25 protein-coding genes and 1 tRNA gene are annotated in these 26,010 nt (G+C 72.4%); 8 read left to right on the top strand and 18 right to left on the bottom strand.

Features of this window, described 5'->3' with window-relative positions:
* Genes ACIPXM_RS00525 through ACIPXM_RS00515 form a run of 3 tightly spaced genes read right to left on the bottom strand, consistent with a single transcriptional unit; the run spans position 1 to position 2,292 of the window.
* Entirely contained in the window at positions 1-522 is a 522-nt protein-coding gene (locus ACIPXM_RS00525; protein WP_401650074.1) for a GNAT family N-acetyltransferase, read from the bottom strand.
* A 58-nt stretch (positions 523-580) separates the two neighbouring features.
* On the bottom strand, positions 581-1,504 hold the full coding sequence (locus tag ACIPXM_RS00520) for an aminoglycoside phosphotransferase family protein (protein ID WP_401650071.1): 924 nt from the start codon (positions 1,502-1,504) through the stop codon (positions 581-583).
* Positions 1,505-1,563: 59 nt separating this feature from the next.
* Positions 1,564-2,292, bottom strand: a complete 729-nt coding sequence (locus ACIPXM_RS00515; RefSeq protein ID WP_401650069.1) for a DsbA family protein — start codon at positions 2,290-2,292, stop codon at positions 1,564-1,566.
* A gap of 195 nt (positions 2,293-2,487) precedes the next feature.
* Here ACIPXM_RS00515 and ACIPXM_RS00510 point away from each other — a divergent pair, with 195 nt between their 5' ends.
* Positions 2,488-3,921, top strand: coding sequence for an NAD(P)/FAD-dependent oxidoreductase (locus ACIPXM_RS00510; RefSeq protein WP_401650066.1), 1,434 nt, complete (start codon positions 2,488-2,490; stop codon positions 3,919-3,921).
* A 93-nt stretch (positions 3,922-4,014) separates the two neighbouring features.
* Here ACIPXM_RS00510 and ACIPXM_RS00505 read toward each other — a convergent pair whose 3' ends face one another.
* From ACIPXM_RS00505 to ACIPXM_RS00490, 4 genes are all read right to left on the bottom strand, one after another.
* Entirely contained in the window at positions 4,015-4,434 is a 420-nt protein-coding gene (locus tag ACIPXM_RS00505) for a hypothetical protein (RefSeq protein WP_401650063.1), read from the bottom strand.
* On the bottom strand, positions 4,427-6,208 hold the full coding sequence (locus tag ACIPXM_RS00500; RefSeq protein WP_401650061.1) for a right-handed parallel beta-helix repeat-containing protein: 1,782 nt from the start codon (positions 6,206-6,208) through the stop codon (positions 4,427-4,429). Before ACIPXM_RS00500 ends, ACIPXM_RS00505 begins: the two co-directional genes overlap by 8 nt.
* A gap of 142 nt (positions 6,209-6,350) precedes the next feature.
* Positions 6,351-8,501 (bottom strand): restriction endonuclease, encoded by a 2,151-nt coding sequence (locus ACIPXM_RS00495; RefSeq protein ID WP_401650058.1) that lies wholly within the window; start codon positions 8,499-8,501, stop codon positions 6,351-6,353.
* Between the two features lie 104 nt (positions 8,502-8,605).
* Positions 8,606-8,682, bottom strand: a tRNA-Thr gene (locus ACIPXM_RS00490).
* Between the two features lie 199 nt (positions 8,683-8,881).
* Here ACIPXM_RS00490 and ACIPXM_RS00485 point away from each other — a divergent pair.
* The 3 genes from ACIPXM_RS00485 to ACIPXM_RS00475 all read left to right on the top strand — a co-directional run bounded on the left by ACIPXM_RS00485 (position 8,882) and on the right by ACIPXM_RS00475 (position 11,396).
* The gene (locus ACIPXM_RS00485; RefSeq protein ID WP_401650055.1) at positions 8,882-9,979 is read left to right on the top strand and encodes an ABC transporter ATP-binding protein; all 1,098 of its coding nucleotides are present in this window, start codon (positions 8,882-8,884) and stop codon (positions 9,977-9,979) included.
* 250 nt (positions 9,980-10,229) lie between these two features.
* Positions 10,230-10,643: a hypothetical protein gene (locus tag ACIPXM_RS00480; RefSeq protein ID WP_401650053.1), complete on the top strand. Its 414-nt coding sequence runs from the start codon at positions 10,230-10,232 to the stop codon at positions 10,641-10,643.
* Positions 10,644-10,673: 30 nt separating this feature from the next.
* Entirely contained in the window at positions 10,674-11,396 is a 723-nt protein-coding gene (locus ACIPXM_RS00475; RefSeq protein WP_401650050.1) for an NDP-sugar synthase, read from the top strand.
* A 147-nt stretch (positions 11,397-11,543) separates the two neighbouring features.
* On the opposite strand, the gene ACIPXM_RS00470 is transcribed toward ACIPXM_RS00475, so the two are convergent.
* The 6 genes from ACIPXM_RS00470 to ACIPXM_RS00445 all read right to left on the bottom strand — a co-directional run bounded on the left by ACIPXM_RS00470 (position 11,544) and on the right by ACIPXM_RS00445 (position 18,098).
* Positions 11,544-13,187: a DoxX family membrane protein gene (locus ACIPXM_RS00470; protein WP_401650047.1), complete on the bottom strand. Its 1,644-nt coding sequence runs from the start codon at positions 13,185-13,187 to the stop codon at positions 11,544-11,546.
* Between the two features lie 149 nt (positions 13,188-13,336).
* A complete protein-coding gene (gene rlmB, locus ACIPXM_RS00465; RefSeq protein ID WP_401650044.1) occupies positions 13,337-14,293 on the bottom strand; it encodes a 23S rRNA (guanosine(2251)-2'-O)-methyltransferase RlmB in 957 nt (318 codons plus the stop codon).
* Between the two features lie 173 nt (positions 14,294-14,466).
* The gene (cysS, locus tag ACIPXM_RS00460; protein WP_401650041.1) at positions 14,467-15,867 is read right to left on the bottom strand and encodes a cysteine--tRNA ligase; all 1,401 of its coding nucleotides are present in this window, start codon (positions 15,865-15,867) and stop codon (positions 14,467-14,469) included.
* Between the two features lie 162 nt (positions 15,868-16,029).
* Positions 16,030-16,539: a 2-C-methyl-D-erythritol 2,4-cyclodiphosphate synthase gene (gene ispF, locus ACIPXM_RS00455; RefSeq protein WP_401650039.1), complete on the bottom strand. Its 510-nt coding sequence runs from the start codon at positions 16,537-16,539 to the stop codon at positions 16,030-16,032.
* Complete coding sequence (gene ispD / locus ACIPXM_RS00450; protein WP_401650037.1) at positions 16,529-17,278, bottom strand: 2-C-methyl-D-erythritol 4-phosphate cytidylyltransferase; 750 nt, start codon at positions 17,276-17,278, stop codon at positions 16,529-16,531. The genes ispF and ispD overlap by 11 nt, the downstream gene beginning before the upstream one ends.
* Before the next feature lie 337 nt (positions 17,279-17,615).
* The gene (locus ACIPXM_RS00445) at positions 17,616-18,098 is read right to left on the bottom strand and encodes a CarD family transcriptional regulator (protein WP_003953493.1); all 483 of its coding nucleotides are present in this window, start codon (positions 18,096-18,098) and stop codon (positions 17,616-17,618) included.
* A gap of 684 nt (positions 18,099-18,782) precedes the next feature.
* Between ACIPXM_RS00445 and ACIPXM_RS00440 the strand changes: the two genes are divergently transcribed.
* Entirely contained in the window at positions 18,783-19,397 is a 615-nt protein-coding gene (locus ACIPXM_RS00440) for a DUF461 domain-containing protein (RefSeq protein ID WP_401650034.1), read from the top strand.
* A 325-nt stretch (positions 19,398-19,722) separates the two neighbouring features.
* On the opposite strand, the gene ACIPXM_RS00435 is transcribed toward ACIPXM_RS00440, so the two are convergent.
* On the bottom strand, positions 19,723-20,403 hold the full coding sequence (locus ACIPXM_RS00435) for a response regulator (RefSeq protein WP_401650032.1): 681 nt from the start codon (positions 20,401-20,403) through the stop codon (positions 19,723-19,725).
* Positions 20,404-20,434: 31 nt separating this feature from the next.
* Positions 20,435-21,880, bottom strand: coding sequence for a sensor histidine kinase (locus ACIPXM_RS00430; protein ID WP_401650029.1), 1,446 nt, complete (start codon positions 21,878-21,880; stop codon positions 20,435-20,437).
* Positions 21,881-22,202: 322 nt separating this feature from the next.
* On the opposite strand from ACIPXM_RS00430, the gene phoU reads away from it, so the two are divergent.
* Positions 22,203-22,883, top strand: coding sequence for a phosphate signaling complex protein PhoU (gene phoU / locus ACIPXM_RS00425; RefSeq protein WP_401650026.1), 681 nt, complete (start codon positions 22,203-22,205; stop codon positions 22,881-22,883).
* A 234-nt stretch (positions 22,884-23,117) separates the two neighbouring features.
* A complete protein-coding gene (locus ACIPXM_RS00420; RefSeq protein WP_401650023.1) occupies positions 23,118-23,276 on the top strand; it encodes a hypothetical protein in 159 nt (52 codons plus the stop codon).
* A 134-nt stretch (positions 23,277-23,410) separates the two neighbouring features.
* Here the strand turns inward: ACIPXM_RS00420 and ACIPXM_RS00415 are convergent, their stop codons facing one another.
* The 3 genes from ACIPXM_RS00415 to ACIPXM_RS00405 all read right to left on the bottom strand — a co-directional run bounded on the left by ACIPXM_RS00415 (position 23,411) and on the right by ACIPXM_RS00405 (position 25,177).
* Positions 23,411-23,902 (bottom strand): GNAT family N-acetyltransferase, encoded by a 492-nt coding sequence (locus ACIPXM_RS00415; RefSeq protein WP_401650020.1) that lies wholly within the window; start codon positions 23,900-23,902, stop codon positions 23,411-23,413.
* Positions 23,903-23,998: 96 nt separating this feature from the next.
* On the bottom strand, positions 23,999-24,367 hold the full coding sequence (locus ACIPXM_RS00410; protein ID WP_401650017.1) for a hypothetical protein: 369 nt from the start codon (positions 24,365-24,367) through the stop codon (positions 23,999-24,001).
* 156 nt (positions 24,368-24,523) lie between these two features.
* The gene (locus ACIPXM_RS00405) at positions 24,524-25,177 is read right to left on the bottom strand and encodes a hypothetical protein (RefSeq protein ID WP_401650014.1); all 654 of its coding nucleotides are present in this window, start codon (positions 25,175-25,177) and stop codon (positions 24,524-24,526) included.
* A gap of 190 nt (positions 25,178-25,367) precedes the next feature.
* Here ACIPXM_RS00405 and ACIPXM_RS00400 point away from each other — a divergent pair, with 190 nt between their 5' ends.
* Entirely contained in the window at positions 25,368-25,877 is a 510-nt protein-coding gene (locus ACIPXM_RS00400) for a YfbM family protein (RefSeq protein WP_401650011.1), read from the top strand.
* Positions 25,878-26,010 lie beyond the last annotated feature (133 nt).

Here is a 26,010-nt window from a genome sequence, read left to right as displayed (position 1 = left end):
CTACGACCCCAGCTCGCGCAGCGCCTCGTCCGTCAGCCGGTACACCGACCACTCGTCCTGCGGGCGCGCGCCCAGGGACTCGTAGAAGGCGATCGACGGGGCGTTCCAGTTGAGGACCGACCATTCGAGGCGCTCGTAGCCGCGCGCCACGCACAGGCGGGCGAGTTCGGTGAGGAGGGCCTTGCCGTGGCCGCCGCCGCGGAGGTCCGGGCGGACGTAGAGGTCTTCGAGGTAGATGCCGTGGACCCCGCGCCAGGTGGAGAAGTTCAGGAACCACAGGGCGAAGCCGACGACCTCGCCGTCGGCGGTCTCGGCGACGTGCGCGTAGGCCGCAGGCTGGGGGCCGAAGAGGGCCTCGTGGAGTTGGGCGGGGGTGGCGCGGACCTCGTCCAGGGCCTTCTCGTACTCCGCGAGGTCGCGGACGAGCTGGTGGATGACGGGGACATCGGCGGGCGTGGCGGTACGGATCATGAGGACAGCGTGCCCGCGCCCGGCCCGCCTGGCCAGCACCGTCCGCGCCATGGACAACCAGCCCCGGCCCCCTGCCGCCGGTGACCGGTCACCGGTCACCGGTCACCGGTCACCGGCCTACCAACGCCCCCACGATCACCACCTGCCCCTCGTCCAACCCCACCTCCCCGTCCTCCACGTCCCACAGCCCGTTCTGCAGCACCCGCCCCAGCGTCCACGCCCGCGCCCGCTCCCGGTCCCGGTCAAGACCCACCCGCTCCGTCAGCAGGTCGAAGCGCCAGCGGACCTCCGCCGGGTCCGGGGCGGCCCCGTCCCAGAGGTCCGTCAGGGCGGGGAGCAGGTCGAAGCCCGGGTCGCCGGACAAGGGCTTCGGGTCGATCGCCAGCCACGGCTCGCGCTCGGCCGCCAGGATGTTGTCGTAGTGCAGGTCCCAGTGCAGCAGCCGGTCCCCCGGCTCGCCCACCACCTCGCGCACCGCCGCCGCGCAGTCCCGCAGCAGCGCCGCGTCGGCCGCGCCGAGCCGCGCCGCGGCCGCCGGGGTGTCCGCCAGCATCCGGTCCGCGATGTCACCGAGCCGCCGCAGCCCCTCCGGCGCCGGTACGGCCACCAGCCGGGCCAGCAGGTCCGCCAGGATCTCCACCGCCGCCCGCGCGTCCGCGGGCCCGCCGGGCAGGCCGAGCCGCGACAGATGGCGGCTCGCGTCGGCGCGTTCGAGGAGCATCGTGCCGGTCCCGGGATCGTGGTCGAGGAGCCGTACGGCACCGTCGCCCGCCCACACCCGCAGCCCGACCGGCTCGCCCTCGCTCTCCTCGTCGAGGAGCTGGAGCTTCAACGCCGCCGGCACCCCGTCCGCCGCCCGCTCCACGGGCAGCACGAGCGAGGCGACCCCGTGCATGGACGGCCCGGTCACCCGCAGCCCCCACCGGTCGAGGAACTCCTCGGCCCGCCCGGGCAGGGCGGCGATGAACGCCTTCCCCGCCGCCCCGTTGTACTTCTCCTGCGACGCCGCCAGTTCCACCGGGATCTCGATCACCCGACCGAGCCTAGAGCGGCCCCAGGTCCTCCGCCGCCGGAAAAATCCGGCCGAAGGACTCAGGCCACGCCCGCGTCCCGCAGCGCCTGCGAGAACTGCTTCGCGTCGTACAGACCGCTCCCCGCCGTCAGCGCCTTCCCGTCCACGAGCACCGTCGGCGTGCCGCCGACCCCCGACTCCTGGAACGTCTTCTCCGCGCCCTCGGCGAACGTCTTGTACGTGTTGTCCCGCACCGCCTTGTCGAACGCCTCGCCGCGCAGCCCCGGCACCGTGTCCGCGATCTTCAGCAGATGGTCGGTGGAGAAGCCGTCCTTCGACTCGCCCTCCGGCTGGCTGGCGAACACCGCCGCCTGGTACGCGGCGAACTTGCCCGTCCCCGCGTCCACCGCCGCCCGCATCGCGCTCGCGGCCCGCGCCGACGCGTCGCCGCCCGTCTTCCCGTCCAGGAAGGAGGCGATCACGTACTCGACCTTGATCTTGCCCTGCCCGGCCTGCTCCGCGAGGACCGTGCCCGAGCCGCCCTCGAACTTCGCGCAGTAGCTGCACCGCGGGTCGACGAACACCGTCACCACGTGCGGCGCGTCCTTCTTCCCGACGACGATCTTCGTACCGTCGACGGCCGCGGGCAGCTTCGACAGCACATCCGCGTGGTCGGCGGCGGCCACCGTCAGCGCCGCGTCCGCCGCGTCCCCGGACCCCGAGCCCGACGAACACCCCACCGCGGCAAGGCCGATGACACCGGCCACGACAGCCGCGACGGCCGCGCGCCCAGTCCCTCGTACACGCATGGCAGAGTCCTTCCGGAAACGACGAAATCCGTACTCTCGAAGCTAAGCCGCGCGCCGCCCCCGCCCCCGCGCCGAAAGGCCCGTATCCACGGGACCAAGGCCCCGGTAACCTCCCGCGCACGGCCCCGGACCGGCGTGCACGGACCTGACCGGGGACGCGGGAAGTGACACGCGGGAAGCGGACGAGGGATGGGCATGACCACGATCAGAACGGCCGGCACCGGCGGCACCGGCGGCACCGGCGGCACCGTCAACGGCGGCATCTCCTTCTGGTACGCCCAGGAGGGCACCGACACCCCGCGCGAGCCGCTGCCCGGCGACCGGACCGCCGACGTCGTCATCGTCGGCGGCGGCTACACCGGCCTGTGGACGGCGTACTACCTGAAGAAGGCCGTGCCGTTCCTCGACATCGTCGTCCTGGAGGCGTCCTTCTGCGGGTACGGGGCCTCCGGCCGCAACGGCGGCTGGCTCTACAACGGCATCGCGGGCCGCGACCGCTACGCCAAGGAGCACGGCCACGAGGCCGCCGTACGCCTCCAGCACGCCATGAACGACACCGTCGGCGAGGTCCTCGACGTGTGCGCCGCCGAGGGCATCGAGGCCGATCTGCACCGCGGCGGCGTCCTGGAGGTCGCCACCACCCCCGCCCAGCTCGCCCGGCTGAAGGACTTCCACGCCGGGGAGCTCGCCTTCGGCGAGAAGGACCGCGAGCTGTACGGCGCCCGCGAGACCGCCGAACGCGTCAAGGTCTCCGGCGCCGTCGGCTCCACCTGGACCCCGCACGGGGCCCGCCTCCACCCGGTGAAGCTGGTCAAGGGCCTGGCCGCCGCCGTCGAGGCGCTCGGCGTCACCGTCCACGAGTCCACCCCGGTCACCGAGATCCGCCCCAAGCACGCGGTCACCCCCTACGGGACCGTCCGCGCCCCCTACGTGCTGCGCTGCACCGAGGGCTTCACCGCCTCCCTCGCCGGACAGCGCCGCACCTGGCTGCCGATGAACTCCTCGATGATCGCCACCGAACCGCTCACCGACGCCCAGTGGGAGTCCATCGGCTGGACCGGCCTGGAGACCCTCGGCGACATGGCCCACGCCTACATGTACGCGCAGCGCACCGCCGACGGCCGGATCGCGCTCGGCGGCCGGGGCGTGCCCTACCGCTACGGCTCCAGGACCGACAACGACGGCCGCACCCAGCCCCGTACCGTCGAGGCGCTGCGCGAGATCCTCATCCGCTTCTTCCCGCAGCTCGCCGGGCTCGGCATCGCGCACGCCTGGTCCGGGGTGCTCGGCGTGCCCCGCGACTGGTGCGCGACGGTCACCCTGGACCGCTCCACGGGCCTCGGCTGGGCGGGCGGGTACGTCGGCTCCGGCGTCGCCACCACCAACCTCGCCGCCCGCACCCTGCGCGACCTCATCCAGCAGGACTCGGGCCAGGCGGGCGGCACCGGACTGACGGAACTGCCCTGGGTGAACCACCGGGTGCGCAAGTGGGAGCCGGAGCCGCTGCGCTGGCTCGGCGTGCAGACCATGTACGCGGCCTTCCGCGCCGCCGACCGCCGCGAGACGGCGGCCCGTTCGGCGAGCACCGACCGCATCGCGGTGGTCGCGAACCGCCTGTCGGGCCGCTGAGGGCGGCGGCCGATCCCGTACGGGCCCCCAGGGGCCGGGGCCCGCTGATCCCGTACGGGATGCCCGGCACCCCGTAGGGGTCCAACGGGCGCGTCAGACCGCCCCCGCCAGCCCCTCGATCGCCGCCCGCGCCCAGTCCTGCGCACCCGCCGTCGCGCCCGCCGCCACCCCGGTGGCCACCGGCGCCAGGGCGCCGCGCAGCATGGTCAGGGCGCGGCGCAGCCGGCCGGGTTCGGCGGCCTCGGGGCCGGTGATCTCCGCGATCACGTCCTCGGCCGCCGCGCGGGTGTCCTCGCGGTCCTGCTCGGCGAGGTCGACGTGCGGCAGACGGGCCAGCAACTCCCGGACGAGCGCGAGGAGTTCCTCGTGCTCGGCGGAGGCGGCGGGCGCCGTGTTGATCTGCTGGTTCTGGGTGACGTTCTCGTTGCCGTAGGCGATCTGGATCTCGCGGGCGGGCCCGTGGAACACCGGGCCGTTCACGTCCCCGCCCTGCCCTGCGCGTCGTTCATCCATGGGAAGAGCCGTCCTCGTCCGTCCATGGCCGTGACCCGGGCCCGGGCCGTGATCCGGGCCGGGGCCGTGGCGCCTGCTGGTGATGGTGATGATGCTGGTGCTGCTCGACCGGGCCGTGGTTGCCGTACGCGATCTGGATGCCCTGGGCCACCCCGTTGAACACCGGCCCGTACTGGTTGACGATCGTCGGCGTCGGGTGGTTCTCCTTCTTCATCCGTGTCACCGGCAGTTCGGTGCGCAGCCCGACCAGGTCGACGTGGCCGCTGTGGTGGACGGCCGCCTCACCCGTACCGGAGACCCCGCAGTCCACCAGGCGGGCCACCGAGTCGCCCACCACCAGGACGCCGACGGCCGCGCAGTCCGTGAACTCGCTGTCCCTGACGTCGAGGACGCCGGTCTCGGAGCCCATCAGGCCGATCGCCTCGGAGCCGGTCACGGTGAGGTTCCGGGCGACCAGCCGGCCCTTGCCCATGGCGGCGGCCCCGCTCGACGTCAGGTCGCGGGCCACGCAGTCGTGCACGAAGAGCTGGGCCTGTTCGGCGACCGCGAAGCCGACCATGCCGCGCTCGGCGGTCACGTCCCGCAGCGTCACCCGGGACTGGCCGAGCGCCTCCACCGCGGACAGGCTGAAGTCGACGAACCGGCCGCCCCTGACCTCGGCCGTGGTGCCCGCGTCGCCCCGGGTCTCCAGATGGGTGGCGCAGCGCTCGACGATGACCTGCTCGAAGACGGCCTTGCCACCCTCGTACGCGCGGAGCCCGACGCCCGTCATGTCCTCGACGCGCACCCCGGTGAAGCGGCCCCGGCTGCGGTTGCCCGAGACGACGATGCCGACGTTGCCGTCGGCGATCCGGCCGCCGTGCAGCTCGGGGGCGCCGCCGTCGGTGACGAACACGGCCACGTTGCCCGCGTCGGCGACCTCGCAGTTCTCGTACCGGCCGCGGCCCGCCGTCCGTACGTTGATCCCGGTGTCCCGGCAGCGGACGAACGAGCTGTCGCGGACCAGTGCGTCGGAGCCGTCGTTGACGGCGATGCCGTGCTCGGCGTCGGTGACGCGGGTGCGGTCGACGGAGCCGTGGGAGCGTTCCGTGAAGGCGATGGCCTCCCGGTTCACGCCGTCGACGGCGCAGTCGGCGACCGTGAGTTCGGATCCGCCGTCGGCGATCAGCGCCGCGCCGCCGGTGCCGGTCACCGCGCAGCGGACGACCTCGCCGCGGCCGTGGTTGATCCGCACGGCGTGCAGCCTGCTGCGGGCGAACCGGCTGTCGGTGGCCACGAGCCGGCCGCCGTCGACGGCGGCCAGGCAGTTGTCGGCGGCGTCCTCGAAGACGCACCGCTCGACCAGCCCGTCGGCGCCGACGATCGCGACCCGGCCGAACCGGAAGACGCTGTCCCGCAGGGTGGCCGCGGTGCCGGGCCAGGCGTGCACGGCGGCTGCGCCGGGGGCCCGTACCTCGGTACGGTCCAGGGTCAGCGTGCCCGTCCGGCAGTGCACGGCGTCGGCGTCCTGCGCCACGACGACGAGCCCCCGCAGCTGCACCGCACCGGCCGTCTCGCACACGACGCCACCGGGCCTGCCGACCACGACGGAGCCGGGCTCGCCGGTCCCGACGAGCTCCACCTCACCGCGTACGACGAGGAGTTCGGGATACCGCCCGGGCCCGATCTCCACCCGCGCGGGCCGCCCCCGCCGGGCCGCGGCGGCGAGCGCGGAAGCGATGTCCCGGTGCACCCCCATGCCCCCGCGCGGCGACACCCGATACCTCACCGCCATGCCCGCACCTTCCCCGTTCGCCGTACCCATCGCGCGTCGACCGGTCCGTCAACCGGCCTACCACCATACGGGGTTGACGCCGCGCACCCCCGGCCCGCCGCCCCCGGCCCGGCGGCCCCGGCCCGGCGGCCTCGACGGGCGATCAGGCGACGTCGATGCCGAAGTCCCGGATCAACTCCTCAAGACCGCCCCGGTACCCCTTGCCCCCGACGACGAAGTCCCAGTCGCCGCCGGCGCGGCGCCGGAACGACCCGAGCACCAGCGCGGTCTCCCCGGCCCGCCCGTCGGACACCTCAAGGCGGCCGAGCTCCGCTCCCGACCCGTCGAGCAGCCGGATGCGGGCGTCGGTGAACCCGGTCAGGTCCGCGTCGGGGTTGACCTCGGGATCGATCGCGGCGACGAGCACGAGCCGGTCGGACCGGTCGGCGAGCGCGTCGAAGGAGACCTGGAGCGCGGCCTTGTCCGGCGCGGTGGCCGGGCGGGCGCGGACGGCGCCGTCCGGTGTCCTGGGGTTGTTGAAGAAGACGAAATGGTCGTCGTCCAGGACCCGGCCGCCCGCGCAGACGAGCGCGCACACGTCGAGCGCGACCTCGCCCGCCCAGGACATGCCCAGCGTGTTGTGGTCGGGTGCGGTCACGGAGTCGGCCGCGGGTGCGGTCGCGGAGTCGGACTGGGTCCGCTGGGCGGGAACGGAGCCCCCGGCACCGACACCGGAACCGGAACCAGAACCGGCAGGATCGGCCCCGGAACCCAGCCTCCCCCGCAGCCCGTACCGGTGCAGCAGATCGACCAGCTCGCCACCGGACACCAGCTCCAGCGGCTTGCCGTCGGCGAACCTGTGCGAGCCGGGACCGAACCCGGACGTCGTGACCAGCACGCCCTTGTTCGCCCCGGCGTCCTGGACCGTGCCGTACAGGTCGCGCACCGCGCTGGGCGGCACGGTGTTCCGGTAGCGCTTCACCTGTACGACGATCTTGCCGCCCCGGATCGGGGCCGGGTCCAGGGCGTCGACGTCGACGCCGCCGTCGTTCGACCGCTGGGTCGTCACGGCCCGCATGCCCATGGCCCGGAACAGCTCCGCGACCAGCGCCTCGAACGCGATCGGATCCATGGCGTACAGGTCGGGCTCGTCGTCCCCGCCGTGCGTGACGACGTCGTCGCCGACGTCCTCGGGCACCCGGCCCGGCCGCACCACGGCACGCTGGTCGGGCCGGGCGGACAACTGCCCCCGCAACCCGTCCACCAGACAGTCGGCGGCGCTCACCTGCGCCAGGTGGAGCCCCGTGAACGTCGCCCGGGGCGCCATGACCGTCGCCAGGAAGAGCCGCGCGCGCCTGCCGGTCGCCGGGTCGTGATCGTCCACGAAACCGTTCAGGGCGACCGACTCCAGGGCCCCGAACTCGTCGGCCGCGAACAGCTCGTGCAGCACCAGGAGCAGACACTGCGCCAGCACGTCCCGGTACAGCGACCGGCGTTGGGCCGCGGGGCGGGGAGTCTCCTTCTCCTGGTCCACGGTGGGCATGTAGCGGACCGACTTCACCTCGGGCACCACGTCGTACGAGGGCAGCTCCCAGTTCAGTACGAGCTGGCGCGCCCCCGGGTCGTACGCGGCGGCGACCTGCCGCGGCAGGCCCTCGGGCCAGGCGGCGGACGCGTACAGGGCGGCCGAGAAGTACTCCACCGCGGCCTCGGGGTCCCGCTGCCGCAGGGCCGCCGTCATGTCGGCGATGCCCGCGTTGTGCCGCCGGATCTCCGCGAGCCGCTCGTGCGCCCACTGGTCGTACCGCTGCCGGTAGTCCGCGAGCTGGTGCAGCCGCCGCGCCTCCGCGGCCTGCGCCGCGTGCCAGTCGCTCTCGAACCGTGCCCGTGCCGCCGCCTGCGCCTGCGCCCGCTGCTGGGCCGTCCAGCCGCCCTGCGCCTGGTACCGGCCCGGGTCCGGCATGGGCACGGGATGGGCGAGCGGACCGGGCTGGAACGGCTCAAGTGTCTCCGCCGACTCGGCGCGGACCAGCGCCGACGCCCGGAAGGCCGGCGCCCGGCAGCCGGTGACCAGCAGCCCCTGCAGCGCCCCGACCCGCGCCTCGATCTCCTCGGTGCGCCGCCTGGCCTCGGCGTCCCGCTGCTGCCGGTAGGCCGCCTGCTGCTCACGACGGCCGCGCGCCAGGTCCCGTTCGTGGGCGCGCTGCTGCCGCTCGTACTCCCGCCGCGCCCGGGCCTCCGCCTCGTACCGGCGCTGCTGCTGGCGCTGGGCCTCGGCCCAGAGCCCGGCCGTTCCCCCAGGGCGACGACTCATGTCCCGCAGGCCCCTCTCCACGTACCCACCCGGTACCCACACCCACCCGCCAAAAGACCGAGGCCCTGTCGCCCGCGCGGACGACAGGGCCTCGGTCCTGGTCATGGAGCCCCCTGTCGGGTTCGAACCGACGACCCCCGCTTTACAAGAGCGGTGCTCTGGCCAACTGAGCTAAGGAGGCAGCGAGTGCAGTGTAACGAACGCCCGCCCGCCCCCGGCCGGAATTCCCGTGCCCTGCGGACTCGTGACCTTCGGACTGTTCACAGAACGGACAGCACGAGGTAGCGTCACCAGCAGTTCACCCAAGTGGACTAGACCTCAATCCTTCCTTTACACGGATCGTCCGGCACGTTCCTGCCGGTGAAGGGACACACATCACCATGGCTTCCGTCACCTACGACAAGGCGACCCTGGTCTACCCGGGCGCCGACAAGCCCTCCGTCAACGAGCTGGAGATCGAGATCGCCGACGGCGAGTTCCTCGTTCTCGTCGGCCCCTCCGGCTGCGGCAAGTCGACCTCCCTGCGCATGCTGGCCGGTCTCGAGGACGTCACCGCCGGTGCCATCCGCATCGGTGACCGCGACGTCACCCACCTGCCGCCCAAGGACCGGGACATCGCCATGGTGTTCCAGAACTACGCGCTCTACCCGCACATGACCGTCGCCGACAACATGGGCTTCGCCCTGAAGATCGCCGGCGTCAACAAGGCGGAGATCCGCAAGAAGGTCGAGGAGGCGGCGAAGATCCTCGACCTCACCGAGTACCTCGACCGCAAGCCGAAGGCGCTCTCCGGCGGTCAGCGCCAGCGTGTCGCCATGGGCCGCGCCATCGTGCGTGAGCCCCAGGTCTTCCTCATGGACGAGCCGCTGTCGAACCTCGACGCCAAGCTCCGCGTCTCGACCCGTACCCAGATCGCCAGCCTGCAGCGCCGGCTCGGCATCACCACCGTGTACGTGACGCACGACCAGACCGAGGCCCTCACCATGGGCGACCGGGTCGCCGTCCTCAAGGACGGTCTGCTCCAGCAGGTCGACTCGCCGCGCAACATGTACGACAAGCCCGCCAACCTCTTCGTCGCCGGCTTCATCGGCTCCCCCGCCATGAACCTGATCGAGGTCCCGATCACCGACGGCGGCGTGAAGTTCGGCGAGAGCATCGTCCCGGTCTCCCGTGACGCCATCGCCGCCGCGGCCGCCAAGGGCGACACCACCGTCACCGTCGGCGTCCGCCCCGAGCACTTCGACGTGTCCGGCCCGACCGGCAAGGACGGCCTGGCCGTCACCGTGAACGTGGTCGAGGAGCTCGGCTCCGACGGCTTCGTCTACGGCTCCACCCGCGTCGGCGGCGAGGACAAGGACATCGTGGTCCGCGTCGGCGGCCGCGAGGTCCCCGCCAAGGGCACCACGCTGCACGTCGTCCCGCGCGCGGGCGAGCTGCACGTGTTCTCGACCTCCACCGGCGAGCGCCTCACCGACTGACCCCGGTACCCGACCGACCCGGGTACCCGACAGCGCTTCCGTACGGCCCTTCCCCCGCTTGCGGGGGCGGGGCCGTTCGCGTACCGGCGGGCATGAATCCCGAACCCGACGAAAACCCCGGCAGAACTGGGCATTCGCCCCCGGCCCCACCCCTCCGCGTCAACACGGAATTCGAAAAGCCGCCTCGAACCATCCCCCGCGAGAGTGACTAAATGTCGCCATATCACTACCGGCCGCTACGCTCGCCTCCGTGACGCACACTGCCCGCCGAATCGGCCGCTCTCTCGCCCTCGTCCTGCCCGTCGTCCTGGTGCTCTCCGGGACGCTCGCGGTGTCCGCCGTCCCGTGGGCCGGCCAGGGCGCCGGGACCCAGATGCTGACCGCGTCCTCCACGGACGTGTCCACCCGGGCCAAGTCCCGTGCCCCGCAGGATATTCTCCGCGACCAGCTCCTCGCAGAGCTTCAGGAGAAGGACCCCGCGGTCGCCCTCACCCACCTCCAGCGCGAGGTGGAGAACCGCCCGTCGCTCGCCAAGCACTGCATGTCGATCGCCCGCGCCCTCGGCGCCGCCGCCGTCGACCGCTTCGGCCCGACCCGCGCCCAGTCCTTCTCCCGCCCGGTCTGCGACACGTCCTTCGCCTACGGCGTCCTGCACGCGAGCTGACCCGGGCCCGGGCCGCATATCGTTCCGGGTATGCATACCTCCCCGACCTCGCCGACCCAGGCCGTGGTCCTGGCGGGCGGCCAGGGCTCGCGGCTCCGCCCGTACACCGACGACCGCCCCAAGCCGATGGTCGAGATCCCGGGCACCGGGACCCCGATCATCGGCCATCAGCTGTCCTGGCTCGCCGCCGAGGGAGTCACCGACGCCGTCGTCTCCTGCGGCCACCTCGCCGAGGTGCTCCAGGACTGGCTGGAGAGCGCCGACCTGCCGCTCAAGGTGACGACGGTCGTCGAGTCCGAGCCGCTCGGCCGCGGCGGCGGCCTCAAGTACGCCGCCGCCCACCTCCCCCAGCCCGACCAGCCCTGGTACGCCACCAACGGCGACATCTGGACCCGCTTCTCGCTGCGCGAGATGGCCGAGTTCCACACCGAGCGCGACGCCACCGCGACCCTCGCCCTGGCCCGGCCGCGGATCCCCTGGGGCGCCGTCGAGACCGACGCGTTCGGGCACATCACCGACTTCATCGAGTCGCCGCCGTCGCCGTACCTCATCAACGCGGGCGTGTACGTCTTCTCCGCCGCCTTCACCGAGCTCCTCCCGGACCTCGGCGACCACGAGCGGACCACCTTCCCGCGCCTGGCCCGCGAGCGCCGCCTCGCGGGCTTCCCGCTGCCCCAGGGCGCCTACTGGCGGGCCATCGACACCGCCAAGGACCTCACCGAGGCCGCGAAGGAACTCGCCGCCCAGGGCTGAGCCCCGCCGCCCCCTGCTCCCTGCTCCCTGCTCCCTGCTCCAGGGGTACGACGAAGGGCCCCGGGTGTCCGTCGACACCCGGGGCCCTTCGTCGTACCCCTGGCCCCTCCGGAGGCCCCTGAGGGGCCTCCGGCCGGGCCGCCCGTCTCAGCCCAGCAGGCCACCGATCGGGTTCCGCGCCCCGCCCGACGACGAACCGCCGTCCGAGGAGCCGCCACTGCCGCTCGGACTGCCGCCGCTGCCGCCCGAACCCGACCCGCCGGACGACGAACCCGACGAGGAACCGGCGGACGCGCTCGACGAACCGGACGAGGACGGCGGAGCCGCCGTACGCGACTGGCTCGGGGTGCGAGTGCCGCTGCCCTGCGTCGCGGTCGGCGTGCGCCGCTCACTGCGCTGGGTCTCCCGGGCCGACTCCGAGGGCTTCGCCTTCTCCTCGTCATCGGACTTCTCGTCCGACCCGCTCGCCCCGCTGGTCGCCGACGGCTTCGGGCTCTTCGACACCGAACGGGACGGGCTGCCGGTGCCCGGCTCCTGCGGCAGCGGCTCGCCCGGCAGGTGGTTGGCCGGGTCCTCGTTCGGCCCCGGCACCGTGACCATCTGGGACGAGCGCACCGCGCCGCCCAGCATCGAGCCGATGAGCAGCGTGAGACCGACCACGACCGCCGCGACCACCGTGCTGCGCCGCAGCACCCGGCGGCGCAGCTCCCACAGCTCGGAGCGCGGCCCGAGGGTCCGCCACGCCTCGCCCGCGAGGCGGCCGTCGATCGAGTAGACCGGCGCGCCCGCGATGATCAGCGGCGACCAGGCGGCCAGATAGATGATGTCCGGCGCGTCGTACACCGGCACGGTCTTCCAGCTGACGGTCAGGATCAGCGCCGCCGACAGCAGCGCCCCGACCACGGCCGCGACCCGCTGCCACAGACCGAGGACGGTCAGCACACCGACCACGACCTGGAGGAAGGCGACCGTGAGCCCGGCGCCCACCGGGTGCTGGAGCGCGAAGTCGCGCAGCGGCTCGGCCAGCGCCCACGGGTGCAGCGAATGCAGCCACTTGACCATCGAGCCGCGCTCGCCGCCGTCGAAGTAGACGGGGTCGCAGAGCTTGCCCATGCCCGCGTAGATGGAGATGAAGCCGAGGAACACCCGCAGCGGCAGCAGCACCACCCCGAGGTTCATCCGGCGGCCCGGGTAGTACGCGTGGCGCACCGGGTCGGAGCCGTGCCGGTGCGCGGCACGGGCCCGCTGGTCGGCGCCCTCGGGGCCGTCGGCGTCGTCATAGCCGTCGGGCCCGATCTCGTACAGATCGTCGTACGCGCCCTCGGCGCGCCGCATCGGCGGCAGCAGCGGACCGGGCGGCTCGGCCGCGCCGCCCGGTCCGCCGCCGCGCACCACGGGCGTCGGCATCGTGTCGTCGATGCGCGGAATGGTCTGGGTGGTCTGGGTCGGCGGCTCCAGGGTGGAGACGCCGCCCGTGCGCTCGGCCCCGGCGGACGCGCGGACGGCCTGCAGCAGCCCGGTCGCGCCGGGCGCCGACTTCCCGGTCCATACGACGGGCCTGCGACGGCCCCCCTCCGCGCCGGCACCCGCGAGCGCGCCCGCACCGGCGGCTCCGGCGAGCGCGGCGAGCCGCGGGGTCACGGCGGCCTTCGGCAGTTGGGCCGGCGCGAGCCGCACACGGAAGCTGGCGTGGTTCACGATCACCTGGGCGGGATCGGAATCCACCTTGACCATGCTCAGCGCGGGCTGATCGTCGAACCCCGGCCGGGGCGTTCTGGTGTCCACACTCATCTAACCGAGTGATGTGGGGTTAGGACACTGCCTTGACGGCCCCCAAATGTCGGGGGCCCGTCAAGATCACGGCCGGGACGTTTCGCCCGTTCGGGTCAGCCCGTACTCAGCCCGTACGAGCGTGGGCCGGGCGCGGGTTCTCGCGCCGGTCAGGCCATCCGGCGGCGGGCCGCCTCGTACAGCACCACGCCCGCCGCGACACCGGCGTTCAGCGACTCGGCGCCGCCCGGCATCGGGATCCGGACCAGGTAGTCGCAGGTCTCGCCGACGAGCCGGGACAGGCCCTTGCCCTCGGAGCCGACCACGATGACGACCGGACCGCCCAGCGCCTCCAGCTCGTGCACCTCGGTGTCGCCGTCCGCGGACAGACCGACGACCGTGAGGCCCGCCTTCTGGTACTGCTCCAGGCAGCGGGTCAGGTTGGTGGCACGGGCCACCGGCGTACGGGCCGCGGTACCGGCCGACGTCTTCCACGCACCGGCCGTCATACCGGCCGCGCGCCGCTCCGGCACGACCACGCCGTGGCCGCCGAACGCCGACACCGAACGCACCACGGCGCCCAGGTTGCGCGGGTCCGTGACCCCGTCGAGCGCCACGATCAGCGGCTCCTCGCGGTCCTCGTACGCCGCCTCGGCCAGGTCCTCCGGGTGCGCGTACTCGTACGGCGGCACCTGCAGGACCAGACCCTGGTGGTTGAGACCGTTGGTCATCCGGTCCAGCTCGGGGCGCGGCGCCTCCATGATGTTGATGTTGCCGCGTCCGGTGGCGAGGTTCAGGGCCTCGCGCACCCGCTCGTCGTTGTCGATGAACTGCTGGACGTAGAGCGTCGTGGCGGGCACGCCGTCGCGCAGCGCCTCGAAGACCGGGTTGCGGCCGACGACCATCTCCGACTGGCCCTTGCCGCCACGGCGGACGACGGGCTTGCGCTTGGCCGCGTTCCTGGCCATCGCGTTGGAGACGCGGAACGCCTTGTGGCCCTTGCGGTTCTCGGCCTTGGGCGTCGGGCCCTTGCCTTCGAGCCCCTTGCGCCGCTGGCCACCGCTGCCGATCGTCGCGCCCTTCTTGTTGGACGTACGTCGTCCCCTGCGCTGGCTGTTCCCGGCCATGACTACTACCTGTTTCCTCTGACTGCCGCGTACGTGCTGCGTACGACGTCCGTGAATTCCGCGCGTTCGGTGAGTTCCGTACGTTCGGTGCGTTCGATGCGTTCGATGCGTTCGGTGCGTTCCGTAAGTGAAGTGTGCCGCCCGGAGGCCCGGACGGCACATTCATCGGTCGTCTAGCGGTTGCCCAGTGTCCACCGGGGCCCGTCGGGGCTGTCCTCGATGACCAGGCCCGACTGGTTGAGCTGGTCCCGGATGGCGTCCGCGGTCGCCCAGTCCTTGCGGCCGCGGGCGGCCTCGCGCTGGTCGAGCACCAGCCGCACCAGGGTGTCGACGACGCCGTGCAGCTCCTCGCCCCGGTCGCTCTCCTCGGCCCAGTGCGGGTCGAGCGGGTCGAGCCCGAGGACGCCGAGCATGGCGCGCACCTCGGCGAGCCGGGCGACCGCCTCGTCCTTGTCGTCGGCGGCCAGCGCGCTGTTGCCCTGGCGGACGGTGGTGTGGATGATCGCCAGCGCGTGCGGCACGCCCAGGTCGTCGTCCATCGCCTCCGCGAAGGCGGGCGGCACCTCGGCGGCCGGGGCGACGGGCGACCCGGCCTTCTCCGTGGCGCGCTGTACGAAGCCCTCGATCCGCCCGAACGCCGCCTCGGCCTCGCGCAGCGACTCCTCGCTGTACTCGATCATGGAGCGGTAGTGCGGGGTGCCGAGGTAGTAACGCAGCACGATGGGGCGCCAGTTCTTCACCATCTCGGCGACGAGGACGCTGTTGCCCAGCGACTTCGACATCTTCTCGCCGCTCATGGTGACCCAGGCGTTGTGCACCCAGTAGTGGGCGAACTCGTCACCGAACGCCTTCGCCTGGGCGATCTCGTTCTCGTGGTGCGGGAAGATCAGGTCGAGACCGCCGCCGTGGATGTCGAACGCCGAGCCCAGGTACTTGTGGGCCATCGCCGAGCACTCCAGGTGCCAGCCCGGGCGGCCGCGGCCCCACGGCGTCTCCCAGTCGGGCTCGCCCGGCTTCGTCGCCTTCCACATCGCGAAGTCGCGCGGGTCGCGCTTGCCCGTGATGCCGTCCTCGGAAGGCTGGCGCAGGTCGTCGATGTCCTGGTTGGACAGCTCCAGGTAGCCCGGGAACGACCGCACGTCGAAGTAGACGCTGCCGTCGGCCTCGTAGGCGTGCCCGCGCTCGATCAGGCCGCGCATCATCTCGACCATCTCGGTGACGTGCCCGGTGGCGCGCGGCTCGTACGTCGGCGGCAGGCAACCGAGCGCCTGGTAGCCGTCGTTGAACGCGCGCTCGTTCTCGTACCCGATGGACCACCAGGGGCGGCCCTGGTCGGCGCCCTTCGTGATGATCTTGTCGTCGATGTCGGTGACGTTGCGGATGAACGTGACGTCGTAGCCGCGGTAGGCGAACCAGCGGCGCATGATGTCGAAGTTCAGGCCGGAACGGATGTGCCCGATGTGCGGGGCGGCCTGCACGGTCGCACCACAGAGGTAGATCGAGACACAGCCCGGCTTGATCGGGGTGAAGTCACGGATCTGCCGGGCGCTGGTGTCGTACAGGCGAATGGTCACCACACCAGGGTAGTGGGCGGGGGGTAGTGCGTTGCGACCCCTTGGGGGGTCTGTTTCGGGGGCCTGGTGCGTGGTGGGCGCGCGGAGGTGGGGCGGTGGGTGCGCGGGGGTGCGCGGGGGACGAGCCGGCTCACCCCCCGCTCCCGTTCGCGTTCTCCGGCCCTACGCGCGGGGCGCCGGGTACACCAGGGCGGTCGCCAGGGCCGCCAGGCCCTCCGCGCGGCCGGTGAGGCCGAGGCCGTCGGTGGTGGTGCCGGAGACGGCGACCGGCGCGCCGGCCGCCTCGGAGAGCGCCTGCTGCGCCTCGGCGCGGCGCTTGCCGATCTTCGGGCGGACGCCGATGACCTGCACGGCGATGTTGCCGATCTCGTACCCCTCGGCACGCACGATCCGCGCCGCCTCGGCGAGCAGGGTGACGCCGGACGCGCCGGACCACTCGGGCCGCGAGGTGCCGAAGTGCGCACCGAGGTCGCCGATCCCGGCGGCCGAGAACAGCGCGTCGCAGGCGGCGTGCGCGGCGACGTCACCGTCGGAGTGCCCGGCCAGGCCGTATCCGTCGCTGTCGGCGTCGGTCCAGAGCAGGCCCGCGCACCACAGCTCGCGGCCCTTCTCGAAGGCGTGCACGTCGGTGCCGATGCCGGTGCGGGGCAGCACGGGGAGCTCAGAAGCCATCGTTGGCCCTCCTGCGGGCGAGTACGGCCTCGGCGAGGACGAGGTCCAGCGGGCGGGTCACCTTGAACGCCTCCTCGTGCCCCGGCACGACCACCACGGGCGCGCCGAGCTTCTCGACCATGCCGGCGTCGTCGGTGGCGCCGTCGCCGGTGAGGGCCACGGTGAGGTGGGCGTTGACCAGGGTCTCGCGGTCGAAGCCCTGCGGGGTCTGTACGGCGCGGAGCCGGGCCCGTACCGGGGTGGCGACGACCTGCTCGGCGTCGCCGGGCCGCTCGGCGGGCTCGACCTCCTTGACGGTGTCGGCGACGGGCAGCGCGGGGACGACGGCGACGGCCCCGTCCCGTACCGCCTCGATGACCGTGTCGACGGTGTCGACCGGCACCAGCGGGCGGGCGGCGTCGTGCACCAGGACGGTGGTGATGTCGTCGGGGAGCGCCTTGAGGCCGAGGTGGACGGACTCCTGGCGGGTGTCGCCGCCGGGGACGACCACGTAGTCGGTCCGCTCGGGCAGCGCGTGCGCGTCGAGCAGGTTCTTGACCTCGGTGGCGCCGTCGGCGGGCGCGACCACGATCACCAGGGAGACCGCGCGGGAGGCGGCCATCGCCCGGACGGCGTGGATGAGCATGGGGGTGCCGTTCAGCGCGCGGAGCGCCTTGGGGGCGCCCGGGCCGAGGCGCACGCCCCGGCCTGCCGCGGGGATCACCACGGCGGTACGCGCGGGACGCGCTTCGTCTGTCATCGGTTGCACTCCGGCAGGTTTGTTTCCGCGGGCGACGTGGGTATGGCGTCAGCAGGCTTGCCGCGACGCCTTGACCGGGCCCTTTCCGTGACGACGGTCGAGGCGTCGCCGTGCGAGCCGCTGTGGACGGTGGTCGCGGTCGGGGCCGTGGCCGTGGTCGGGGCCGTAGGGGGTCGGGAAAAAAGAAGAGACGAACATGCCGCGGTGCCCGGCGACGGCGCTGCGGAGTCGCAACGTGTCATCGGGCACCGCGGCATGGTGTGCGTGGTGCGCAAGTGCTGGGCATGGCGGTTGAGCCAGGCGTCAGTCTGTAGGCGTCAATGTGCGTGTGCGTGCGTCAGGACGCGAGCACCTCGTCGAGGAGTGCCTCGGCCTTGTCCTCGTTCGTGTTCTCCGCGAGCGCGAGCTCGCTCACCAGAATCTGGCGAGCCTTGGCGAGCATGCGCTTCTCACCGGCGGACAGACCCCGCTCCCGCTCACGACGCCACAGGTCACGCACCACTTCGGCGACCTTGATGACATCGCCGGAGGCGAGCTTCTCCAGATTTGCCTTGTAACGACGGGACCAGTTCGTCGGCTCCTCGGCGTACGGCGCGCGCAGCACCTCGAAGACCCGGTCCAGCCCGTCCTGCCCGACCACGTCGCGCACTCCGACGAACTCCGCGTTGTCCGCCGGGACACGAACCGTCAGGTCGCCCTGCGCGACCTTGAGCACCAAGTAGGTCTTGTCCACGCCTTTGATCTGGCGAGTTTCGATGGCCTCGATCAGCGCGGCCCCGTGATGGGGATAGACCACGGTGTCGCCAACCTTGAACGTCATGTGACAGGTACCCCTTCCGTGGCTATCCAGGGTAACACGGATACGGCTTCTTCTGAATGGCGTTTTCGCAGGTCAGGGCATATCTCGGGGCTTGACAACAACGCTCCGTACGTGCTGCGGAGGGCTTCCGCAAGGCGTTTTTCGCAGGTCGGAGCCGCTGCGTCGACGGAGAGAAACACCCGGGTTACAGCGCCCGGGAGGGGCTGGAGGGGGCGGCGATGCCCTGGTTTGCCCGGTTCGATGTGGCCCGCTTCACGTACTCCGTTCGAGGATCGCTCACCCGTACGGATGGATTCCGAAATTGATCAACGGCGTTTCCCGAATGGCGCGTGGGAGGGGCGGGCGGTGGAATGCGAGGACGGTGGCCGAATTGATCACGACGGTTATGTGAACGCGGGGTCAACGGGGGCAATGCGTCGCGTTCCGGCCACCGGAGGGCGGCTTCCCGGCCACGGACCGGGTCCGGACCGGGTCCGGGCGGGCCGTGCGACCGAGTTCCGGCCGGGCTCGGGCCGACCGTGCGACGGGGCTCGGACGGGGCTCGGGCCGGGCTCGGACAGCGGGTGGGGGCGCGTTGGGGCGGGTCGGGTGCGGGACGGAGAGTGAGGGTCGGTAACCTAAGCCCGCTGACACACCCTTAGCCGTTCCTTAGCCTGTCCGTTCGTCCTAGGAGATGCCGCCGCCGTGAGCCGCAGCCTTCGACGCGGCGCCCTCGCCGCCACTGCCATCGTGTTCTCGATCGCCGCGCTGTCCGCCTGTGGTGCGGGCAACGACGCACAGACGCTCGGCGTGCGGCCTGACAACGCCGCCGTCACGGTGGACGACGTCAAGATCCAGAACGCGCTCGTGATCACCCAGCCCGAGCCCGGCGCCGCGGGTCCCGCGGTCGTCGCCGCGACCGTCTTCAACAACGGCCGCGCCCCGCAGACCGTCGAGTCGATCACCCTTCCGGGCACCACCGCGACGGTGAAGCTCAAGGCGAAGGAGGGCGCGGGCCCGATCGTCGTCCCGGCCGGCGGCTCGGTCGTGATCGGCGGCCAGGGCAACGCGTCCGCCACCATCGAGAACGGCCACGAGGCCGCGAAGAACGGCGACGCGCAGAAGGTCGTCTTCAAGCTCAGCAAGACCGGTGACGTGGCGCTGAGCGCCTTCGTCGTCCCGGCGAGCAGCTACTTCAAGGACTTCGGCCCGGCCGAGCTCCCGAAGCCCCCGGCGACCGCCACGACGCCTCCGGCGACCCCCTCGGGCACCGCGACGCCGTCCTCCACGGCGACCGCGACGGCGACCGCCGGCCACTGACGGAACATGTGAGAGGAGGGGCGCCCCCGATGGGGACGCCCCTCCTCTCACGTTTCCGGCCGGAGGGCCGGTAAAGCTGACCGCTTACGGCTGACAGCTCGAACCCCTGCCCGTACGGCCGGGGGCCGTGGAACGGCCTATGGCCTACGGCTCGAACTTGTAGCCCAGGCCACGCACCGTCACCAGGTACCGCGGCGCGCCCGGGTCGGGCTCGAACCCCTGCCCGTACGGCGCCCCTCGCACCGCTCGGCCCCAGGGGGCCTCACGGGCGTCGGGACGCTGCGCCGGACTCCGTCCGGCCAGGGGCCGTGGAACGACCTATGGCCTACGGCTCGAACTTGTAGCCCAGGCCACGGACCGTGACCAGGTACCGCGGCGCGCCCGGGTCCGGCTCGATCTTGGCGCGGAGGCGCTTGACGTGGACGTCGAGCGTCTTCGTGTCGCCGACGTAGTCCGCGCCCCAGACGCGGTCGATCAGCTGCATGCGGGTGAGGACGCGGCCCGCGTTGCGGAGCAGCATCTCCAGGAGGTCGAACTCCTTCAGGGGGAGGTCGACCTTGCCGCCCGCGACCGTCACCACGTGGCGGTCGACGTCCATGCGGACCGGGCCCGCCTCAAGGGCGGCGGGGGTGATCTCCTCCGGCTCGCCGCGGCGGCGCAGCACCGCGCGGATGCGGGCGACCAGCTCCCGCGAGGAGAACGGCTTCGTCACGTAGTCGTCGGCTCCTATTTCCAGGCCGACGACCTTGTCGATCTCGCTGTCCTTGGCGGTCACCATGATCACCGGGACGTTGGAGCGGCTGCGCAGCTGGCGGCAGACCTCGGTGCCGGGCAGGCCCGGCAGCATCAGGTCGAGGAGGACGAGATCCGCTCCGTTGCGCTCGAACTCGTCGAGGCCGTCGGGGCCGGTCGCCGCGATGGCGACCTCGAATCCCTCCTTACGGAGCATGTACGACAGGGCGTCGCTGAAGGATTCCTCATCCTCGACGACAAGCACACGGGTCACGGAAGGACCTCCGGGGCAGGGAGTGGTTCGGTCATGAGTTCGGGGTGGGGGAGGGAGCGGTGGGGACGGAGGCGGAGGCGGGACGTGAGTCGCGGTCGAAGCCGTCGTCGGGACCGGCGACCGCACCGGCACCGGAGGTGACGGGGGCGGAGCCGGAGTCTGTGGGGTGGGCGGCGGGGTGGGCACCGGCGGGCTCGTCGACGCCCTCCACCTCGTCCACGCCATCGAACTCGTCGATGTCGTCGATGTCGTCGAGGTCGGTGGTCTCGTCGGCGAAGTCGTCATGGGGAGCACCGGCGAAGGCGCCGTCGGAGCGGCGGTTCCGCGCCGCTCCCGCCTCCGGCAGTCGAAGGGTGAAGGTCGAACCCTGGCCCTCGGTGCTCCACACCGTAACCTCTCCGCCGTGCGAGGCGGCCACGTGCTTCACGATGGCCAGGCCGAGGCCCGTACCGCCGGTGGCGCGGGAGCGTGCCGGGTCGACCCGGTAGAAGCGCTCGAAGACGCGCTCCCGGTCCTTCTCGGAGATGCCGATGCCCTGGTCGGTGACGGCTATCTCGATCAGGTCGCCACCGGGTGCCGCGACGCGGCGGGCGGCGATCCCGACCCGGGTGCGGGCCGGTGAGTAGTTGACGGCGTTCTCGACCAGGTTGCCGAGGGCGGCGGCCAGCTGGCCGCGGCTGCCCCAGACGTGCAGGTCGGCGGTGCCGCCGGAAGCCATGGTGATCTGCTTGGTGGACGCGGTGTGCCGGGAGCGGTCGATCGCCTCGGCGACCAGCTCGTCGACCCGTACCGGCTCGGAGTCCTCCAGCGGGTCGTCGTTCTGCACCCGTGAGAGGTCGATGAGCTCCTGTACGAGGTTGGTGAGCCGGGTCGCCTCTATCTGCATCCGGCCGGCGAAGCGGGTGACCGCCTCGGGGTCGTCCGAGGCGTCCATGACCGCCTCGGAGAGCAGCGAGAGGGCGCCGGTCGGCGTCTTCAGCTCGTGGCTCACGTTCGCGACGAAGTCGCGCCGTACCGCTTCGATACGACGGGCCTCGGTCAGGTCCTCGACGAGCAGCAGCACCAGTCGCGACCCCAGCGGGGCGACCCGGGCGGAGACGGCGAGCGCCTCCCCTCGGCCGGTCCCGCGCCGGGGCAGGTCGAGCTCGACCTGTCGTATCTCTCCGTCACGGCGGGTGTCCCTGGCCATGTTGAGCATCGGCTCCACAGCCAGTTTCCCGCCACGGACCAGGCCGAGCGCGTACGCCGCCGAGCTCGCCTTGACCACCGAGTCGCTCTCGTCGAGAACCACCGCGGAGGACCGGAGCACGGAGAGCACCGTGTCGACGCCGGGCGGCAGCACGGCGTCGGTGTGCAATGAGGTACGGGTCGGTCGCGCCTGGTCGCGCTCGCTCCAGCGGAATGCCAGCATGGCGATCACGCCGGTGCATACTCCGGCGATAGCGGCCAATGCGGCAACCGCCGCGTTCACGTCCATGCCATCCAGGTTATGCGGGACGGACGACACTCTCCCAGCCGTCCGAGTGGCTCCTCGAACACTCGTCGCTCAGAGTTCACCGAGGGGACTGCGCCGGTTCACTTGTTCGGGCACACTCTGAGGCCCAGGTCGCCCATAGTTCACCTGGTGGCAAGAAGCGATTCATGTGAGGGGGTGGATCCCGACGCGTACGGGACCGAACGTAGAAGCGTGAGGGCCCGACCGAGCCGGGATCCGGGCTCCCGAACACAGCGTATTCGCCCATTGACTGGTTGGCGCGATGCGTACTGGCGTAGTCAGACGGTAGAGAGGGACGACATCCATGCGTGACGCGTACCACGAGGAACTGGACTCGATCGGCGAGGGCCTGGTCGAGATGGCCCGCCTGGTCGGGTCGGCGATCGGGCGCGCCACGACGGCCATGCTCGACGCCGATCTGAAGCTGGCGGAGAGCGTCATCGCCGCCGACCAGAAGGTCGACGACCTCCAGCACGACCTGGAGGCCCGGGCCATAGCGCTGCTGGCCCGCCAGCAGCCGGTGGCGACGGATCTGCGGATCGTCGTCACGTCCCTGCGCATGAGCGCGGACCTGGAGCGCTCCGGCGACCTCGCCCAGCACGTGGCGAAGCTGACCCGGCTGCGGTTCCCGGACCGCGCGGTGCCGAACGACCTGCACGCCACCATCCTGCAGATGGGCCAGCTGGCCCAGCGCCTGATGGCGAAGGCGGCCGAGGTGATCATCACCAAGGACGTCGATCTGGCCATGCAGCTGGAGCAGGACGACGACGAGATGGACCTGCTGCACCGGACGCTCTTCCAGCACCTGATGGACGACCGCTGGCGGCACGGCATCGAGACCGCCGTCGACGTGACCCTGCTGGGCCGCTACTACGAGCGCTTCGCCGACCACGCGGTGTCGGTCGCCAAGCGCGTGGTCTACCTGGTCACGGGTGAGCACGCGGACGAGCTGCAGCAGTCGGACTCGCCGGTCGAGAGCGCGTAGCCCGGATCCACGGGGCGGGGCGGGGCGGGGCGGGGAGCGGGGCGGACGCGGGGCACGGGACGCGGGGCGCGGTGGTGGGACCGGAGTGACGGCCGGGGCCACCGTGTCCGCTGTGCTCACCGTGACGGGTACGCGGGCGCACACGACGGCTCGCACACCTGTGCGCCGTTGATGCGCCCTGGTGACTGGGCATCCAATGGGGGGAGGCGAGGTACGCCTCTCAGGGAGGGACCCATGGCCGAATCCGCTCCGATCACCGAACCCCAGCAGGAGATCACCCTTCCGCGTGACGCGGAGTTCCTGCCCGTCCTCGGCGCCTGCGGCTGCGGCTCGGGCTGCGGCTGCGGCTGCCAGTCCGGCGGACCGTGCCAGTGCGGCGGCTGCTCCTCGTAGACGCGCGACGCGCTCGTACTCGTGGACGTCGGCTCCGGTGCGGGCCCCGCCATCCGGCGGGCCCGCACCGCGCTTTGCTCCCACTCTCCGATTCCGCTCTCCGATTCCGCTCCCGGTTTCGCTCTCCGGGGGTCTCAGTCCTGGTCCAGGTCCAGATCCAGGTCCAGGACTCCGACCGTCTGGTCGCCGCTCAGCTCACCGGTCTCGCGGAAGCCGAGCCGCCGGTAGAAGCCACCGGGCCCGTGCTCGCCCTCGTGCCAGCTGAGGTACATCCGGGTCGCGCCGTGCCGCCGCAGCTCCGCCGCGACCGCGTCGACGGCGAACCGCCCGTACCCCTTGCCCTGGTGCTCGGCCCCGATGTTCAGCCGCCACAGCCCGCTGCGCCGGTCGTCCGGGTCCTGCTCCGGGTTCCACTGGATGTCGACGAACGCCATCAGGAAGCCGACCAGCTCGTCCCCGTCGAAGATCAGCCGCGGCCAGGCGGTCTCGCCGTACGCGTACGCGGTGGCGAGGGAGCGCGCGACCGGGGCGACGTTCTGCTCCTGATGGGGATGGACCCGCAGGTCGAGGGCGGCGTCAAGGGTGTCGGGGGTGACCGGTTCGAGGCGGAGCGCGGCGCTGATCATGGCCGCGACCCTAGCCCGTACGGGTGAGGGCGCGCCGCTCCTTGAAGAGGCGCGCCCTCGGGCCCGGGCAGCGGGCGGGTCGGGGCGGGTCGGGGGTCAGCCCGTCAGCCCTTCACCCTTCAGGAAGACCACCGAGCGCAGCTTGAGCCGGTCGGAGGCGGGACGCCCGTACGGCCGGAGGGTCCAGGAGTCGCCGGAGCAGTCGGGCGCGGTGAAGACGATCGCCCACTCGTCGGTGTTGTTGTGCGGGGCGAAGGCGGGCTCGGAGGAGCCCGGGTCGGCGACCTCGGGGAGGGTGACGCAGACGTCGCTGTCGGGGTCGACCAGGGTGACGCCGAGGGGCCGGCCGTCGAGGCCGGTCACCTGGTAGCCGAACTCGCCGGTGGCGGCGTGGGCGGGCGTGGCGAGGACGGCGGTGAGGGCGAGGGCACCGCAGGTGGCGGCGAGGGTGTGCCGAAGGCGCACGGGGGTTCTCGTTTCGTGTGGTTCATGTGGAAGGTGGGGGTTCACCGTTCACCCGCAGCTCTACGCCCCCGGCGCACCCGCCATGCGGCACGTCGGGGCCGGAAGGTTTCTCTCTCACCCGTCCGGCCGCACAGCGCGCCCTTCCCTCACCGGTCCCTACGGGGCGTAGACCTGCTCCAGGCGGTGGATGGCGCCGTCGGCACCGGTCGTGTAGCGGAAGACGAGCCCGGAGTCGGGGTGGGTCGCGACCCAACTGGTCAGCTCGTGCACGGTGATCGGCTTGCTCTCGGACGTCGAGAGGATCGGGTTGGTGGCCGTGACCTGCGCGTCCTTGGCGATGGCCCAGCGGCTCTCCTCCCCACTGCCGACGAACGGCCGCCCGTCCCCGTCCCCGGCGCCACCCGCGCCCGGACAGCCCCAAGCACCGTGCTGGACGACCAGGTTGACCATGCCGGGGGTGCCGGGGGTGCCCGGCAGGTCCTCGGTCCGGTAGAGGGCGAACTCGTCGGGGTCGTACGCCTCGGGCGCGGGCGGCGCGGTGACGCAGTCGCCACCACCACCGCCGCCGGAGGGCTTCGCCGACTTCGCCGACTTCTTCTTGCTGTTGCTGCTCTTGTTCTTGGTGGCGGCCTTCGACGAGGGCTCGGGCGCGACAGCGGGCTTGGCGACCGGTACGGGGGTCGTCTTCGACGGGGATGCCGCGGCGGCCCCCTTGTCGCTCTTGCCCCCGCTGTCGCACCCGGTCACCACCACGGCGAGCGCGACCGCCGTGACGGCGATGACAGCAGGTCTGAAGCGTCGTACGGTCATCTCGGAACTCCCCCTGATCGACGGCGACCGCCCCGGCCGCACCCTCGCCGGGAACGTAGCAACGCCCGCTCCCCACCCGCGAGATCCGGCCACCACCTGTCGCAATCCCGCGACACTCCCGTCACCCGGCCCGGACCCACGGCCCCACGGGCCCGACGACGGTGTCAGTGGCCGCCCTTAGCCTCCGGGCATGAGCATCAACGGCGAGTACATCCGCCTGACGGCGGCCGAATGGGAGCGGGCAACGGCGGACCCGGAGTGGGCCCTCGAGTTCGCCGAGGCTCTCCTCGACGGGGAGGACGAACCTCACGGGGAGGCCGGCGCGCCGACCGGGTCCCGGCACTTCACCACGCACAAGACCTGGCACCTGCTGGAGTTTCTGCTGGCCCGCGCCGACTTCCCGGTGAACGTCGTCCACGGCGAGCAGCCCCTCGGCGACGCCGACGACTGGGGCTACGGCCCACCCCGCCACCTCCCCGCCGACCGGGTCCGGCTCGCCCCCGACGCGCTGCGCCGCCTGACGTACGACCAGCTCATCGACGGCGTCGACCCGAACGACCTCGTCACGGCGGAGATCTATCCCCAGTCCTGGCCCGACCGCGCCTCGCTGGAATGGGCCAGGGACACCTTCGCCGACCTGACGGCCTACCTCACGGCGGCAGCCGAGGCCAAGGACGCGGTCGTCGTCTGGCTCGACTGACCGACCCGCGCCCGAGCCCCGCCCAGACCGGGCCCTCTGCGGAGGCCGAGTTCGCCAGAACGAGCTGGGACCTGCCCTCACAGCCGGTCCAGTCTGCCTCGGCCCCCGGCACGAAGAAACCCCCGCCCTCGGC

It is taken from the genome of Streptomyces sp. NPDC090025 (assembly GCF_044748125.1).
Lineage (GTDB): Bacteria > Actinomycetota > Actinomycetes > Streptomycetales > Streptomycetaceae > Streptomyces.
This window is presented reverse-complemented; position numbering and strand designations above follow the sequence as displayed.